8 protein-coding genes are annotated in these 17,158 nt (G+C 66.5%); 2 read left to right on the forward strand and 6 right to left on the reverse strand.

What is annotated here, in order from left to right:
- Positions 1 to 33: 33 nt before the first annotated feature.
- From HWX00_RS20795 to HWX00_RS20820, 6 genes are all read right to left on the reverse strand, one after another.
- On the reverse strand, positions 34 to 2,538 hold the full coding sequence (locus HWX00_RS20795; RefSeq protein WP_175028123.1) for a type VI secretion system Vgr family protein: 2,505 nt from the start codon (positions 2,536 to 2,538) through the stop codon (positions 34 to 36).
- Between the two features lie 784 nt (positions 2,539 to 3,322).
- A complete protein-coding gene (locus HWX00_RS20800) occupies positions 3,323 to 4,426 on the reverse strand; it encodes a porin (protein ID WP_034187891.1) in 1,104 nt (367 codons plus the stop codon).
- A gap of 63 nt (positions 4,427 to 4,489) precedes the next feature.
- The gene (locus HWX00_RS20805; protein WP_034187892.1) at positions 4,490 to 4,909 is read right to left on the reverse strand and encodes a DoxX family protein; all 420 of its coding nucleotides are present in this window, start codon (positions 4,907 to 4,909) and stop codon (positions 4,490 to 4,492) included.
- Positions 4,910 to 5,081: 172 nt separating this feature from the next.
- A complete protein-coding gene (locus tag HWX00_RS20810) occupies positions 5,082 to 6,359 on the reverse strand; it encodes a cytochrome c (RefSeq protein ID WP_034187893.1) in 1,278 nt (425 codons plus the stop codon).
- 2 nt (positions 6,360 to 6,361) lie between these two features.
- A complete protein-coding gene (locus HWX00_RS20815; protein ID WP_034187894.1) occupies positions 6,362 to 7,981 on the reverse strand; it encodes a GMC family oxidoreductase in 1,620 nt (539 codons plus the stop codon).
- Positions 7,981 to 8,487 carry a sugar dehydrogenase complex small subunit gene (locus HWX00_RS20820; protein WP_049028374.1) on the reverse strand — a complete coding sequence of 169 codons (507 nt, stop codon included), beginning with the start codon at positions 8,485 to 8,487 and terminating at the stop codon, positions 7,981 to 7,983. The genes HWX00_RS20815 and HWX00_RS20820 overlap by 1 nt, the downstream gene beginning before the upstream one ends.
- A 305-nt stretch (positions 8,488 to 8,792) precedes the next feature.
- Between HWX00_RS20820 and HWX00_RS20825 the strand changes: the two genes are divergently transcribed.
- Together HWX00_RS20825 and pbpC are read left to right on the forward strand one after the other, a co-directional pair.
- Positions 8,793 to 14,828 (forward strand): alpha-2-macroglobulin family protein, encoded by a 6,036-nt coding sequence (locus HWX00_RS20825; RefSeq protein WP_175028124.1) that lies wholly within the window; start codon positions 8,793 to 8,795, stop codon positions 14,826 to 14,828.
- Between the two features lie 10 nt (positions 14,829 to 14,838).
- A complete protein-coding gene (gene pbpC / locus HWX00_RS20830; RefSeq protein WP_034187897.1) occupies positions 14,839 to 17,076 on the forward strand; it encodes a penicillin-binding protein 1C in 2,238 nt (745 codons plus the stop codon).
- The last annotated feature ends 82 nt before the right edge of the window (positions 17,077 to 17,158 follow it).

Here is a 17,158-nt window from a genome sequence, read left to right on the forward strand (position 1 = left end):
ATTTTTTGTATTGGAACGATCCCGCCGCGCGGTTTAACCGGAGAACACGGTGAAACGACCGCCGTCGGCCGATACCGGCGACGAATGCAGCGGGTTTCGCAGCGCGCCGCTTGCCGCTCCCGCTTTCTCCCAATCCGCACACTTTTCTACAATCTGGCCGGAGGTTGCGTTCTCGATCATGTTCGCCGTCAGTTTGATGTACGAACCATTTGCACCGATCCAGATTTCGTCAGCCGACAGATACATCCTCTTACCCGCCGTAATTTTCACGTCTTGCGATGCGGCCAAGCTCATCGAATCGTTCTGCGCCTGAAGGTCTATCGGCCCGCTCCCCGCGTAGATCTTGACACCGAGTTTTTCCGCAAAGAGGCTGATTCGCTCCAGCACACTGGCGAGCAATGCTCGCCCGGCCGCGAGGTTGATGTTCTCGCCGGCAACCACATTGGCTTGCTTGTTTGCCGTAACGTGTGCCGACCCTTGTGTCGATACGGCAATGCCTTCCGGACTCGACAGCAGCATGATCGGCTTCGCGAAGCCGTTCGCGTTGCCCGTGCCACCGCCTGCCGTGCGCCCACCCTTGATCGTGCCGGCCACCGGGTGCCGCGTTGCGTCCGTGAAAGTTTTCAGCGCATCGTGGCCGTCTTGCTGACTCTGCGCCCGATTCGTCTGGCTCGCCTGCGACGTCGTCGCCAGCATCGCTTCGGCGCGAGTAAGCTGTTCGGATGCCGCCGTCGCACGCATCGGTTGCGTGGCTGCCGGTTGCGTCGACACATAGAGCCCTTGTTCGGCCCGCACCGCACCGTAGCCCAATGACTTGAGGTCGAAGCCCTGTCCGATGAATGCACCGCGCGTGTTGCCCGAATGCTGGATCAGGTAGCCCAGGTGCAAATGCGAGCTGTAACTCGTCGAATACAAGTGCACGCGGTTCTGCCCGCTGGCGTCGTCCATCATCAGCTGGTTATAACCTTCGCCGCCGTATTCGCGTGACAGCAAGCCCGAGGTCAGCCCGTGCGTGTGCCATTCCGGCATGCTTTCGCCACCGTGCATTCTCGACAGAATCACGGGGCGATCGCAATCACCGTTAACGAAGCCGATCAGGACTTCGTCGTTCTTGCGCAGCGGAAACATGCCGCCGCGCTTGTGGCCCGCATCGGGCATCGCCGCGCGTATCCACGCCGAGACGTTCTGGTCGCCGTCATTGAGTCGATCGGATGTCAATCGAACCTTCGCTCGCAACATCGCATCCGTATGGATTTCCTCGCTGCCCGGTCCGCCGACAATGCCGGTCTGAAGCTGCATGACGGGCCTCTTGTGTTCGAACGGACTGCGAAACGCGACGCGACGCCGCTGCGCTTCGATTTCGACGTGGAAAAATCCAACGCCACCGTCGGTATGGCGCACCACCGAACCTGCACCATTCGTACGCACTTGCTCGACCTCCGCGCGCACGCTCTTGCGAAAGCGCATCAGGTTTTCCAGCCCCGGCACGTTATTCTGGATGAGCCAGCTCACGGAAAGAATCGCCATCTCGCGATCCTGTTCCAACTGCGCATCGTGCACCGGGTGCCCGGTCAGCAGACCATAGCGACCCGGCCATGCGCAACGCAGCGCGCCCACTCCGTAGAAGCGCTGAGCGCGTGAGCGCCATTCCTCGGCGATAAAGTTCGCTTGAGCCTCGCCCATGTCGCGATCCGACCACGTGTGCGACCCCGTGTATTCGTATTGCTCGCCCAAGCCTGGAACATCGTCGAGATCGAATGCGGGCATCGTGACGTGTTTGGAAAGATCCGGACGCTTGTAATCGAACGTGCCCGTGTCGAGTTCGGCGGACTGGATTTCTTGCGAATCGATCCATTCGCTCAGGCCGTCGAATTCCTCGTCCTGCACCGAACCGCTAAACGAGATGGTCCTGCGCTTCAATTCGGGAACTGAAAAAAGGTCGTCCATGATGACGACCCGATGCGACTTGCCGTCCGGTGCAATGTCGAAACGCGGAAACAGGCCGAGTTCCTCAAACGTGCGGTGGACGTAGTTCCAGTCGGATTCCCATTGCATGCGCTGAGAATACGAACGTAGCGCTCGACGCAATTGCCAGGTCACGTTACCGGATGCCTGCGGATACTTTGCGAGCACGTCGGACACGGTTTGCTGTGCGGGCGCCTCGACCCAGTCCCGACGGTCGCTGCCCAGCCGAAGCAGCGCGAGGAACGAATTGAACCGAAGCTGGTAGTAGGTGTTGGCACCGTCCGCGCCCAAGCGACTGAACGCAGTCACATAACCGTGAATCGGCATTTCGCTCCCGTCCGTCTGCCGAATCCACAGCGTCACGGATTGCCGAATCAGGGCCTTGGCCTGAATCAATTCGAGCCGGGTCGAGGTTGCATCGATCGTGAATTCGAAGTCTCGCCCCAAGCACGCACGCCCCCGGACATAGAGCGGGATCAACCGGTCTTCGCCAAGCGGCGTGTCAAGACGGACAATCCGTCCGTGTTGCGTGTATTGCGCGCGCAGCGCCTTGTTCAGCAAATCGGAAACCATCAGGCTACCCCGTACCATGTAGTAACAGAAACGACCGCCGGGCAACGCCACGAGCTGATTGCTATCTCGTCAAAAGAGGAAAAGGCCCGGAATTGCGACCACTGGTGAGAACCTTCGGGCACCGGCGCGATTCAAACCACTGAATCGGACCGAATCGGCATTCACCGCATCCAATCGTGATCCGTCCCGTCGTACGCTGATGATGCTTTCCCATTCAGCGTCGCAACGCGCCGGAATGAATCCCGCACAACTTACATCCTGCTTTCGATTGCGGCAATGTCGCGGGAAGCATCGGCTCGCGACTGGTCGAGCAGCTGCATTCGGCAGCGTCGGCAAAGTCGTGATTGCCGGGATGAAGATGGACATGGCATGCCGTACGGGCGCCAGCCTCGGTTTTCGTGCGGTAATGGTCGCCGGTGCACGATCTTCATGGACACGTCCGTGCTGTCGGCCGAACGGATCGAATAGTGGCGATATCAGTTGATAGCGACGAATCGCGGATCCGTTGTCTGCTTCGGATTTCCGGACCGTAAACGTTTCGGAGTGTGAATCCATCGAGTGCGCATCACCGGCAGCGCACTACTCAGGTACGCCATACGCTATGAGCGAACCGATGGCCGCTCGATGTACGGCAGCGATATAACAGCCGTCCCGGCTCGCAAGATGCATTCGAATTCCGCGTCGACACCAATATGCTCGCCGCAATCATCTTCACAGTCGCCGTAAACGCAAAAAAGGCACGGGTGCGACCACCCGTGCCTTTTACGTATCTGCCGTTGCCCGCTTAGAACGTATGCATCATCCCCACATACGCACCCGTCTGCGACTCGCCCGCCAGCGGGCTCGTGCCCGACGTCGCATCGCGCGGCGTCGCGAGCAGCGAGAAGTTCGAATTCCCGCCGTTGCGCACATACGCGACCGTGCCGTACAGGAACGTGCGCTTCGACAGGTTGTACGTGGTGCCGAGCACGTACATCATCGCGTGCCCCGACGGATCGTGCGATGCGTCGCTGCCGCCGTCGCCCACCTTCACGTAATAGCCGCCGGCCGTCACGGCCCATTGCGGATTCGCCGCATAGGTCGCGCCGAGCCAGTAGTGATCAGCGCGATCGGCCACGCCGGCCGGGCTGTCCGGCGCCTGGTAGTGCGTATACGCGCCCTGGATCTTGAACTTCTGCACCTTCACGTTCGCGCCGACGAAATACTCGCGCGACGCGGTGAAGATGTTGCTGAACTTGCCGTTGTTGTCGCGCAGTTCGTCGTAGATGCCGCGTACGTCGAGCACCGGCGAATGGTACGAGATCATGATCCCGTCCGAGCGGCCGAAATCGTCGGCCGCGCCGTAGTTGAAGCCGCGCGACTGGTTGCCGAACGCATACTGCGCCTGCACGTCGAAGCCGCCGATCACCGGGCTATGATATTCGATGTTGTTGCTGCTCTGCTGCCAGTTGCGGCCACGCACGAGCGACGCCGACGAAAACGCCTGCTGAACGAACGGGTCGAATTCCCACACGCCGTCGCTGTCGATGAACAGGTTGCGGCCGGCCTGCAGCTGGCCCCACGTGTTGCTCTTCAGCCCGACATACGCGCGCCGCGACCACATGCGACCGCCGCCGGTCGTGCCGTTCATCACCTGGAATGCGGTTTCCAGGTTGAAGACCGTCGACAGCCCGCCGCCGAGATCCTCGACGCCCTTCAGGCCGAACATGCTGGTGCCCCAGTCGCCGCCTTCCGCGCTCCAGCGCGACTTGCTGCCGTTCGGCGTCGCGATGTGATTCAGGTATTCGATGCCGCCGTCGATCCGGCCGTACAGCGTCACGCTCGTCTGTGCAAAGGCGGCCGCCGGTGTGGCGGCCGCGATCAGCCATGCGAAATGTTTAAGTCGCAAAATGATGCCCCCTCGGAGTCTCGACCTTCCCGCGCGCGCCCCATGCGCGCGCCCAGGGTCCGTTTATCCGCGATCGATCGAATATCGGCCGGGGCCTGCTGCGCACAGTGCAAGCAAGCCGCCCGCGATCGCGATGTTCTTGTAGAAATGAATCATGTTGTTGATCTGCTCGCCGCCCGTCATCGTCCAGTAGTGGTGGCCGATGATGCCGGTGCCGATCGTATAGAGCGCCAGCAGCAGCGCGAGCGGGCGCGTCTGGAAGCCGACCAGGATCGCGATGCCGGCGAACAGCTCCATCACGACGGAGATCGCCGCGGACACGATCGGCGCGGGCGCGCCCTCCGAACCCATGAACGCGATCGTACCGGAGAAGTCGACGATCTTCTTCCAGCCGAACATCACGAACAGGATCACGAGCAGGATTCGGGACAACAGCAGCAGCACATCGCGCTGGGACGCGAGAAACGGTTGATTCGGTGTCATGGTCTCGATCAACGAAAGCGATGCACGGTCTACGCGCACCGGATTGCCAACGATCCAGGACGGGCGGCCGCCTGCGCCGCCCGCCCCGCTCTGCAACAACCGGCATCGGGCCCGCCCGATGTGCTGTGCGCCTCCTCTTGTCTATTGTTGCCCTGCTTCGCCGCGCGCCGCGTCAGCGCAGCTTCGCGACGTCCTGCTCGGTCACCTTCGCGGCCGGATTGCCGAACTGCCCGGTCAGGTAGTTCGTCAGCGCGGCGATCTGCGCATCCGACAGCTCGTGGCGGAATGCCGGCATCCCGACATCCTCACTGCCGGCCTTGCGCTGCACGCCGTTCAGGATCACCTGCACGAGGTTGGTCGGATTCGGCGCGCCGACCGTCGAGTTGTGGAACAGCGGCGGGTAATAACCGTCCGGCGTGCCCTTGCCCTGCATCTGGTGGCACGTCGCGCAGTTGCCGAGGTACAGCCGCGCCGGATCGATGCCCGACGACGCGAGCGCGACGCCGCGCAGCTTCAGCCCGTCCTCGGCCGGCTTGCCCCACGACGAGCGCGACTGCTTCGCGTCGCCGCTGGCCACCGCCGGCACCGTGCGGATGTACGTCGAGATCGCGCCGATGTCCGCTTCCGTCATCTTCGAGAAGCTGTGCTCGATCGCCTCGGCCATCGGGCCGGCCGCCTGCGCGAGGCCCGGCACGCTGCCGGTGCGCAGGTACTGGACGAGCTGCTGCTGCGTCCATCCGCCGATCCCCGCGTTCGGGTCGGACGTGATGTTGTAGCCGTCCCAGCCTGCGAGTACCGAACCCGACAGGAAGCTGCCGCCGGTTTCGTCGAGCGATTTCTCCTGCATCGCGATGCCGCGCGGCGTGTGACATGTGCTGCAGTGCGCGAGGCCCTGCACCAGATACGCACCGCGGTTCCACTCGGCGCTTTGCGCCGGCTTCGGCTGGTACACGCCGTCCTTCAGGAACAGCCAGTTCCAGACCTTCAGCGGCCAGCGCATGCTCAGCAGCGCGGGGATCTCGTTCTTCGGCGGCGCCTGCTTGACCGGCTCGACGCCGTGCATGAAGTACGCATACAGCGCCTGCACGTCGTCGTCGTTGATCTTCGCGTACGACACGTACGGCATCGCCGGGTACAGGTTGTCGCCGTTCTTCGAGACGCCGTGGCGCACCGCGCGCTCGAAGTCGTCGAACGTCCAGTTGCCGATGCCGGTATCCGGATCGGGCGTGATGTTGCTCGTATAGATCTTGCCGAGCATCGGCACCGGCATGCCGAGACCGCCCGCGAACGGCTTGCCGCCCTTCGCGGTGTGGCACGCCATGCAGTCGCCCGCGATCGCGAGGTATTCGCCGCGCTTGACCTGCGCCGGATCGGCCGAGTCGGCCGCGCGTGCGAAACCCGGCAACGCGAGGCAGCCGGCAAGGAGGAAGGTGAGAGTAGATTTCCGCACGGTCAGACTTCCTTCTTCAGCGTGTCCGACATCCGCAGCGCAAGCGCCGCGATCGTCAGCGTCACGTTCACCGTACCGACGGTCGGCATCGTCGAGCTGCTCGAGATGAACAGGTTCGGATGGTCGAACGTGCGGCAGTCCTTGTCGACGACCGAATCGCGTGCATCCGCGCCCATGATCGTCGCGCCCGTGATGTGGTTGTTCGGCGCGAACTCGTCGTTGAAGACGACTTCGGTGCCGCCCAGCACCTTCGCGGCCGTCGCGTAGACCTCGCGCGTGTGCACGGCGCCGCGCTTCACGTAATCGTCGATCGCGTACGTGATCTCGGGGCGCGGGATGCCGATCGCGTCGGTGGCCGTCTTGCTCGGCACGATGCGGTTCTCGGGCTGCGGCAGGATTTCGTGGAAGCAGTCGAACTGCACGTAGCGCGCGGAGCGGTCGCGGATCTGCGCGTCGAGTTCCGCGGGCTTCATCAGCTTGCCGGCCTTGAAGATCTTCTGCGTCTCCTGGTTGATGCGCGACATGTTCGACAGGTGGATCTTCTTCGCGGCTTCGGTCGCGCGGAACGGGCCGTCGCGGAAACCGATCAACGAGGTCATCTCCTGCGGGCCGCGGCCCGGCCACAGCTTCTCGTTCGCGTAGAACGACACGCCGGTGCCCGGATGGTCCATCAGGTTGCGGCCGACCATGTCGGAGCTGTTCGCGACGCCGTTCGGGAAATCGCGGTTCGCGGACATCAGCAGGATCTTCGGCGTCTCGATGCCGTTCGCGGCCACGACGAAGTACTTGCCCTCGACGCGATGGTCGGCACCCGTCTTGTCCTTGTAGATCGCGGCGACGATGCGCTTGTCCGGCCCGGTCTCAAGCTTGTAGACGACCGCGCTGTCGATCAGCTTCGCGCCGGCCTGCTCGGCCTTCTCGACGTGAACGATGCCGTTGTACATCGCGCCGATCGGGCAGATCGGCATGCAGTTGTTGTTCCCGCAACAAGTGGGCCGGCCGTCGTACGGGCGGCTGTTGCGCGCGACGGGTTCGGTCACCACGTGGAACTTCGGGTCATAACCGTTGAGCGCGCTCTTGATCGTCTGCTCGTTGAACGACAACGGCAGCGGCGGCATCGGGTACGGCGCCTTGCGCGGCGAGTACAGGTCTTCCTCGGGGCCCGGGCCCCACACGCCGAGTTCCTCCTCGGCGCGCTGGTACCAATGCTCGAGGTCGTCGTACTGGATCGGCCAGTCGCGGCCGACGCCGTACACGGTCTTCATCTTGAAGTCGTTCGGGATGAAGCGCCACGCCGACGCGGCCCAGTGCCACGTCGTGCCGCCCACCGCACGGATGTACTGCGAGTTGAACTTGTGCTCGCCCTTCAGGATCAGGTAGTCGTTCGGCGGGCCGTATTCCGGATGCGGCGCCCATGCGCTCGACGGGTACGGCGCCATGAAATCGGTCTTGTCGACCTGGTTGCGAAAGCGCTCGACAATGTCGCCGCGCGGCATGCGCGGGCCGGCTTCCAGCAGGATCACGGACTTGCCGGCCATCGCGAGCTGGTGGGCAACGATCGCGCCTGCGACACCCGATCCGACGACGACGACGTCGGCTTTTTGCGTATCGGTATCGGCCATCAGGCTTGCCTCTCGATCGGTTTTTCGGCCCAGAAGCCGGGTTTGTTGGGGCAATACGAGGGAATCACGAGCGTATCGGAGACGACGCTGAACATTAATGCTTCTTCGTAGGTAATCACGACGTTGTCGACGATGCCGAGATACCACGCTTCAAGAATCTTCAGCGCGAGCGCTTCCTGATCGGGGTTCAGCGAACCGGACGCAAGTGCGCCGGCGAGTTGCGGCAGACTGTCGGCCGTCTTGAACGAGCCCTTCTGCAAGGCCTGCAGGAAGCGTTCGCCGAGCACGCGGCTCAGCCCCTTCTTGCCGGTCAATGCTTCCGAGAGCGTCATGAACGTATCGAGCGGCGCTGTGCCGGGATCGTCGGCCAGGGCCCGCAACGCCAGCGAGCCGGTGAGGCCCGCCGCCGTCAGCGCCAGTGCGCCCTGCAGCCATTGACGCCGTGTGATGCCGCTTGCGGTTGCGTCGCTTTCGCGACGCGAGTGGGGAGTGTTGTCGTTGTGCATGTTTCCTTCTCTCGAACACCGGATTCGGGAAAACCACGCTTGATATTTCTCAAACATTGGCGCGGACCTGAAATGTACGCGCACAAATCGGATCGAACAATCTTTTTATAGTCCATTTAATGTTCCGCAATCGGAGACAATCGAAATTTCGATGCATTTTTGTGTCGTCGGCGCGACAAATCTGCGGCGCGCAACCCCGGTGTCGCATGCCGGCGACACCCCGCGCGCCGCGATGCGCGCGCATGACGGTCGGTTAGAATCGCGTGCAATCAAACAGAAAGCTTCCCTCCGAGGGCAATCGAGCGATGAAGCAGCACGACAAACACAACAAAGCCGATCGAACCGACCGCACCATCCGGCTGCTCTGGCGCATCGGCGCCGTCGCGGCGCTCGGCGGCGCAACGGCGCTTTCGCTGCACGCGGGCGCGGCGCGCACGGTGAGCGTGTCGCCGCAAGGCACCGTCACCGAAGTCCGGCAGAGCGTCGTCAAGTTCGACGAACCGATGGTCGCGTTCGGCTCGGCCTCCGCGCCGAACCCCGCCCGCGTGACCTGTAACGACTCGACGGCCGCGCGCGGCCAGGGTCACTGGCTCGACGACAAGACCTGGGTTTACGACTTCGAAAACGACCTGCCGCCCGGCGTGCGCTGCTCGGTCGCGCTCAACGACACGCTGCGCTCGGTCGCCGGCAATGCAGCCAGCGGCCCGCGCCGCTTCACGTTCCAGACGGGCGGCCCGTTCCCGGTGTCGGTGCGCCCCGGCTCGCGGGAAATCGAGGAACACCAGGTTTTCGTGTTGAAGCTGAACGGCCCGGCCGAGCCGCGTTCGGCGCTCGCGAACATCTGGTGCGAAGCGGCGGGCATCGGCAACCGCATTCCGGTCACGGCCGCCGACGACGATACGCGCAACGCGCTGCTCGATCATTTCGGGTTCAAGAAGGAAGCCGCGCGCGTGCTGACGCTGTCGTGCTCGCAGGCGCTGCCGGCCAGCGCGAAGATGCAGCTCGTCTACGGCAAGGGCGTCGCGAGCCCGAGCGGCATCGCGAACGAAACCGAACGCCGCTTCGATTTCACCGTACGCGCGCCGTTCGCCGCGAGCTTCTCGTGCGAACGCGAGAACGCGAAGGCGCCCTGCACGCCGCTGCGCCCGCTCACGCTGTCGTTCAATGCGCCGATCTCGCGCAAGAACGCCGAAGCGATCAAGCTGCGCGGCCCCGACGGCTCGCTGAGCCCGACCTTCGCGGCCGACGACCACAGCGAGGAAGTGACGACCGTCACGTTCAACCCGCCGCTGCCCGCGCAGGCCGGCCTGACGATCGAACTGCCGTCGGGCCTGCGCGACGTGACCGACCGCTCGCTGTCCAACGCCGACCTGTTCCCGCTGGCGACACGCACCGCGCCGATGCCGCCGCTCGCGAAATTCTCGTCGGGCACGTTCGGGATCGTCGAGCGCTTCGCTGAACCCGACACGCCCGCGCTCGTGCCCGTCACGCTGCGCAACGTCGAGGCCGACCTGCATATCGCGGGCCTCAACGCGGGCGGCGCGCAATTCGCGAACCTGAAGGTCGAGAACGATACGGCGATCCGCCAGTGGATGCGCACCGTCGACCGCTTCGACAACTGGTCGATGACGGCCGGCTCGATCGACAGCCAGATTCCCGGCCTGCTCGACCGCAAGGGCCAGCACCCCGTCTACGTGCCGCTCGAAGCCGGCGAAAAACAGCCCGCGCCGAAGAATCGCCGCATCGACGTGCGCTCGCTGTCGCTGCTCGAGGGCGAGCCCGGCGCGCAAACGCTGACGCTGCCGCAGGCCGATCCGAAGACGCTGCGCCCGTTCGAGGTGGTCGGCGTGCCGATCGACAAGCCCGGCTTCTACGTGCTCGAACTCGCGTCGCCCGCGCTCGGCCGCTCGCTGCTCGCGAAGCCGTCGAGCATGTACGTGCGCACCACCGTGCTTGTGACGAACCTCGGCGTGCACCTCAAACAGGGCCGCGAGAACAATCTCGTCTGGGTCACGACGCTCGACAAGGGCAAGCCGGTGCCGAACGCGCAGATCCGCGTGTCGGACTGCAACGGCGACGAAATCGCGGCCGGCACGACCGATGCGCAGGGCCTGCTGAAGATCGACGGGCCGTTCGAGCCGAAGCGCGCATGCAACTCGTCGGAGCAGCGCTTCGACGACTACTTCGTATCGGCGCGCGTCAACGATCCGAAAACGGGCCCCGACATGGCGTTCGTCAGCTCGGGCTGGAACCGCGGGATCGAATCGTGGCGCTTCAACGTGCCGACCGACACCGACAGCGCGCCGACCGTGCGTGCGCATACGGTGTTCGACCGCACGCTGCTGCGCGCCGGCGAAACCGTGTCGATGAAGCATTTCATCCGCACCGAGACGCTGCAGAGTCTCGCGTTCCCGTCGCAAACCCCGACGCGCGTGACGATCCGCCATCTCGGCACGGGCCAGACGTACAAGCTGCCGCTCACGTGGGCGGCCGACCATAGCGCGGACACGCAGTTCACGCTGCCGGCCGCCGCGAAGCTCGGCGAATACAGCGTCGAACTCGAAGGCGGCCCGGAAGATGCACCGACCGCCACCTACTACAGCGGCAGCTTCCGCGTCGAGGCGTTTCGCCTGCCGGTGCTGAAAGGCTCGATCGGCGCGCGCGACGCGCAGAAGAGCCCGCTCGTCGCCGCGAAGGAAGCGCCGCTCGCGGTGCAGATCGACTACGTGTCGGGCGGCGGCGCATCGAACCTGCCCGTGCAGGTGTCGGCGCTGATGAAATGGGCATCGCCGCCGTTCGCCGACCGCTTCGAGGATTTCAGCTTCACGCCGTACCGTCCCGACTCGAGCGACGGCAACGCCGACGACGATTCGCAGGACGGCGACAACGCGTCCTCGTCGAACCACGATCCCGACGCGACGAAGCTGATCGCCGACAAGCTGCCGCTGACGCTCGACCGCAACGGCGCGGGCTCGGTCACGCTCAAGGGTCTGCCCGACGTCGACGCGCCGAAGCGCATCGCGCTGGAAGCGACGTTCGCCGATCCGAACGGCGAAGTGCAGACGATCCGCGGCGACACGATCCTGTGGCCGGCCGCGGTGGTGGCCGGCATCAAGGCCGGCCGCTGGGTGTCGGTCGGCCAGCGCGTGCCCGTGCAGGCACTGGCGGTCGATTTGCAGGGCAAGCCGCGTGCGTCCGTGCCGATCGAGATCAAGGGCGTCGCGCACATCACGACCTCGTCGCGCAAGCGGATGGTCGGCGGCTTCTATGCGTACGACAACAAGAGCGACACGCGCGAGCTCGGCGTGCTGTGCTCGGGCAAGACCGACGACAAGGGCCGCATGGCCTGCGACGCGACGCTCGAACAGGCCGGCAACGTGCAGCTGATCGCGGTCGCGAAGGACGGCGACGGCCGCACGTCGAATGCGTCGACGTCGGTGTGGGTCACGCGCGAGGACGAACTCTGGTTCGGCGGCGACAACACCGACCGGATCGACGTGATCCCCGAGAAAACGTCGTACGAACCGGGCGAAACGGCCCGCTTCCAGGTGCGGATGCCGTTCCGCTATGCGACGGCGCTCGTCGCGGTCGAACGCGGCGGCGTGATGGAAACGCACATCGTCGAACTGAACGGCAAGAATCCGACCGTCGACCTGAAGGTCGGCGATTCGTGGGGGCCGAACGTGTACGTGTCGGTGCTCGCGCTGCGCGGCCGGATTCGCGAGGTGCCGTGGTATTCGTTCTTCACGTGGGGCTGGAAAGCGCCGGTCGAATGGGCGCGCGCGTTCTGGCGCGAAGGCCGCCACTATGAAGCGCCGACGGCGTTCGTCGACCTGTCGAAGCCCGCGTTCCGCTATGGTCTCGGCGAGATCAAGGTCGGCACGGGCGTCCATCGCCTCGGCGTGACCGTGACGACCGACGCGACGCGCTACACGGTGCGCGGCAAGGCGCAGGCGCACGTGAAGGTCACGCTGCCGAACGGCCAGCCTGCACCGGCCGGCACGCAGATCGCGGTCGCGGCCGTCGACGAGGCGCTGCTCGAACTGATGCCGAACAACAGCTGGGACCTGCTCGGCGCGATGCTGCGCCGGCGCGCGTACGGCGTCGAGACGGCCACCGCGCAGATGGAGATCGTCGGCCGCCGCCACTTCGGCCGCAAGGCCGTGCCGGCCGGCGGCGGAGGCGGCAGCGCGCCGACGCGCGAGCTGTTCGACACGCTGCTGCTGTGGAATCCGCGCGTGACGCTCGATGCAAGCGGCAGCGCGACCGTCGAGGTGCCGCTGAACGACGCGCTCACGCGCTTCCGGATCGTCGCGATCGCGGCGGTCGGCCCCGACCGTTTCGGCACGGGCAGCACGTCGATCCGCAGCACGCAGGATCTGCAGCTGATCTCCGGCCTGCCGCCGCTCGTGCGCGAAGGCGACGCGTTCCGCGCGCAGGTCACGCTGCGCAACACGACCGACCGCGCGATGCAGGTCGTCGTGACGCCGCGCGTGACGGGTCTCGACGTCGCGCCGCAAACCGTGTCGCTCGCGGCCAATACGGCAACCGAGGTTGCCTGGACCATCACCGTGCCCGAGCAGGCGCTCGATGCGGCCGGTGCGCTGAACTGGCGCATCGAGGCGGCCGAGCAAGGCGGCAAGCGCGCGTCCGACGCGCTGGCGGTCGCGCAGAAGGTCGTGCCGGCCCTGCCGGTGACCGTGCAGCAGGCCACGCTCGCCCAGGTCGACGGCACGCTGACGGTGCCCGTGTCGGCCCCGGCCGGCGCCGTGAACAACGCGCAGGGTTCGCCGCGCGGCGGCATCGCCGTCTCGCTGCAGTCGAAGCTCGCCGACGGCCTGCCCGGCGTGCGGCGCTGGTTCGAGCGTTATCCGTACCGTTGCCTCGAACAACAAACGTCGCGCGCGATCGGCCTGCGCGATCCGGCGCAATGGCAGGCGCTGATCGCCCGCATGCCGGTCTACCTCGACGGTGACGGGCTGGCGAGCTATTTCCCGCCGTCGTCCGACGATTCGCACCACGGCAGCCCGACGTTGTCGTCGTACCTGCTCGTGGTGTCGGACGAAGCCAGCCGCCTCGACCCGCGCTTCGCGCTGCCGGAAGACCTGCGCACGCAGCTCGAGGCCGGGCTTGCACGCTTCGTCGACGGCCGCATCGAGCGCAACGCGTGGGCGCCGCGCCAGGATCGCGACCTGCGCAAGCTCGCCGCGATCGAGGCGCTGTCGCGCTTCGGCGCCGCGCAGGGCCGCATGCTCGGCTCGATCGAGATCGCGCCGAACCAGTGGCCGACGTCGGCGGTGATCGACTATCACGCGATCCTGACGCGCGTGAAGGACATCCCGCAGCGCGACGAGAAACGCGCGCAGGTCGAACAGATCCTGCGGGCGCGCCTGACGTACCAGGGCACGCAGCTCGTGTTCTCGACCGCACGCGACGACGACCTGTGGTGGCTGATGACCAGCAACGAGACCAACGCCGCGCGTCTCGCGCTGGAATTCGCGGGCGACCCGGCATGGAAGGACGAGATGCCGCGGGTGACGGCCGGCCTGCTCGCGCTGCAGCGCCAGGGCGCATGGCAGACGACGACGTCGAACGCCCTCGGGCTGCTCGCGGTCGAGCGCTTCTCGCGCACCTACGAGAGCACGCCGGTCGCCGGCGCGACGAAGGTCGCGCTCGGCGGCGACGAGCGTTCGATCTCGTGGTCGCAGGCGCCGGCGCCTGCCGACGCACCGGTGTCGGCCACCGCCGCGACCCGCGCCGCCGCCGCGCGCAGCGTGATGCTGCCGTGGCCGCGTGCGTCGCAGGGGCCAGCCACGCTGTCCGTCACGCAGGACGGCACGGGCCGCCCGTGGGCGACGGTCGAGAGCCTCGCGGCCGTGCCGCTGCGTGCGCCGTTCGCGGCCGGCTACCGGATCACGAAGACCGTCACGCCCGTGTCGCCGGCCGTCAAGGGCGTGCTGACGCGCGGCGACGTCGTGCGCGTGCATCTCGACATCGATGCGCAGAGCGACATGACGTGGGTCGCCGTCAACGATCCGATCCCGGCCGGCGCGACGATCCTCGGCTCGGGCCTCGGCCGCGACTCCGAAGCGGCAACGCAGGGCGAGAAGACGCCGGACGGCGCATGGCCGGCATTCATCGAGCGCGATTTCGACGGCTACCGCGCGTACTACGACTATCTGCCGAAGGGCAAATTCTCGGTCGAGTACACGGTGCGGCTGAACAACGTCGGCACGTTCGGGCTGCCGCCGACGCGCGTCGAGGCGCTGTACGCGCCGTCCGTCCACGGCCTGTGGCCGAACCCGCCGATGACCGTGAAGGCGCCCGACGCGGGCAAGTAACGAGACCGTGATGATCGATCTGGCATGGCCGCGGCCGGCGCGTTTCGCCGGCCGCGTATTCGTCGCCGTCGTGCTGGCCGCACCGCTGGTTGCACATGCGCTGCCCGGCTACGACGACGTGCGCCGCAACTGGCGCAGTTCCGACTGGGTGCTGCTCGCGCGCGACGGCACGCCGTTGCAGCGCACGCGCGTCGACCTCGCCGAACGGCGCGGCGACTGGGTATCGCTCGCGGATGTCTCGCCCGCGTTCCGCGAGGCGATCGTCGTGTCCGAGGACAAGCGCTTCTACGAACACAGCGGCGTCGACTGGCGCGGGATCGCCGGCGCCGCGTGGGGCAACCTGTGGAACGAGCGCACGCGCGGCGCGTCGACCGTCACGATGCAGCTCGCCGGGCTGCTCAGCGATTCGCCGCGCCGCTCGGGCCAGCGTTCGCTGCCGCAAAAGGCCACGCAGGCGATGAACGCGCTGCTGCTCGAACGCGGCTGGCGCAAGGACCAGATTCTCGAGGCCTACCTGAACCTGGTGCCGTTCCGCGGCGAGACGGTCGGGCTCGGCGCGCTGTCGCAGGTGCTGTTCGGCAAGGCGCCGTCGGGCCTCGACGCGCGCGAGGCGGCGATCGCGGCTGCGCTCGTGCGTGCGCCGAACGCGGCGCCCGCGAAGATCGCCGAACGTGCGTGCCGGATCCTGCGCGACATGCACGCCGAACCGGCGTGCGCATCGCTCGACGGTTACGTGCAGCTCGTCGTTGCGCGCCCCGCCAGCGCCGTGCGCGATGACGGCGCCGCCCTCGCCCCGCACTTCGCACGGCGCATCGCGGCCGAGGTCAAACCGGCGGCCGGCGCGCAGGTCCGCACGACGCTCGATGCGCCGCTGCAGCGCTTCGCGCGCGACACGCTGATGCGCGCGCTGACCGAACTCAATGCGCCCGCGCACCGGCGCAACGTGCAGGACGGCGCGGTCGTCGTGATCGACAACGCGACCGGCGAGATTCGTGCATGGGTCGGGTCGTCGGGCGCACTGTCGAGCGCGCGCGACGTCGATGCCGTGCTCGCACCGCGCCAGGCCGGCTCGACGCTCAAGCCGTTCCTCTATGCGCAGGCGCTCGACGAGAAACGGCTGACGGCCGCGTCGCTGCTCGACGATGCGCCGATCAACCTCGCCGCCGGCGGCGGCCTGTACATTCCGCAGAACTACGACAAGGATTTCAAGGGCTGGGTGAGCGTGCGCAGCGCGCTCGGCGGCTCGCTGAACGTGCCGGCCGTGCGCACGCTCGTGCTCGTCACGCCGCACCGCTTCGCGCGCACGCTGACCGCGCTCGGCCTGCCGCTCGCGCAGGAAGGCGACTACTACGGCTTCAGCCTCGCACTCGGCAGCGCCGACGTCACGCTGCTCTCGCTGACCAACGCCTATCGCGCGCTTGCGAACGGCGGCGTCGCGCGCAAGGTCGTCGACCTGCCGGCCGCGGCACCGGCATCCGGCGCATCGACGCCCGCCGGGACGAATGACGGCACGCGCGTGTTCAGCGAGGCGGCCAGCTTCATCGTCACCGACATCCTGTCCGACAACAACGCGCGCGTGCGCACGTTCGGCTTCGACAACCCGCTCGCGACGCGCTTCTTCTCCGCCGTCAAGACCGGCACGAGCAAGGACATGCGCGACAACTGGACCGTCGGCTACACGTCGCGCTATACGGTCGGCGTGTGGGTCGGCAATGCGGACGGCTCGCCGATGTGGGACGTGTCGGGTGTCACGGGCGCGTCGCCCGTGTGGTCGGCCGTCGTCGGTTATCTGCACCGCGACCTGCCGAGCCGCGCGCCGCGCGCGCCGGCCGGCGTCGAGACGCGCCGCATCGCGTTCGAGCGCGACATCGAGCCTGCACGCAACGAGTGGTTCCTCGCCGGGACGGCGGTCGACACGATCCGGCTCGCGGCGCCCGTCGCGCCGGGCAAGGACGGCGCGCGCGCGCCGCTGACGATCGGCGCGCCGACCGACGGCACGATCTTCGCGATCGACCCGGACATTCCGCCGAGGAATCAGCGCATCTGGTTCGAGCGCTCGGCCGGGCGCGCGACGAAGTTCGCGTGGCGGCTCGACGACAAGGTGATCGGGCATGCCGACCGTATCGCATGGCTGCCGTGGCCGGGACGGCACCGGCTCGAGCTCGTCGACGCACGCGGCAACGTCGCGGATGCGATCAGCTTCGAGGTGCGCGGCGCGTTCGCGAAGACGGCCGCGCGCAAGCCCTGAGCACGTGAACCGGCCAACCCCGGTGCAGAGGCATGTGCGTCGCTGTCGTCGCGACCGGGTCAAACGAGCCAGCAGCGCGCCG

The organism is Burkholderia seminalis DSM 23518 (assembly GCF_902832885.1).
Taxonomy (GTDB): Bacteria; Pseudomonadota; Gammaproteobacteria; order Burkholderiales; family Burkholderiaceae; genus Burkholderia; species Burkholderia seminalis.

Coding starts and splice junctions, on each gene's coding strand:
- HWX00_RS20795 (WP_175028123.1), bottom strand. CDS start 2,538: ATGGTTTCCGATTTGCTGAACAAGGCGCTGCGCGCGCAATACACGCAA.
- HWX00_RS20820 (WP_049028374.1), bottom strand. CDS start 8,487: ATGCACAACGACAACACTCCCCACTCGCGTCGCGAAAGCGACGCAACC.
- HWX00_RS20825 (WP_175028124.1), top strand. CDS start 8,793: ATGAAGCAGCACGACAAACACAACAAAGCCGATCGAACCGACCGCACC.
- HWX00_RS20815 (WP_034187894.1), bottom strand. CDS start 7,981: ATGGCCGATACCGATACGCAAAAAGCCGACGTCGTCGTCGTCGGATCG.
- pbpC (WP_034187897.1), top strand. CDS start 14,839: ATGATCGATCTGGCATGGCCGCGGCCGGCGCGTTTCGCCGGCCGCGTA.
- HWX00_RS20805 (WP_034187892.1), bottom strand. CDS start 4,909: ATGACACCGAATCAACCGTTTCTCGCGTCCCAGCGCGATGTGCTGCTG.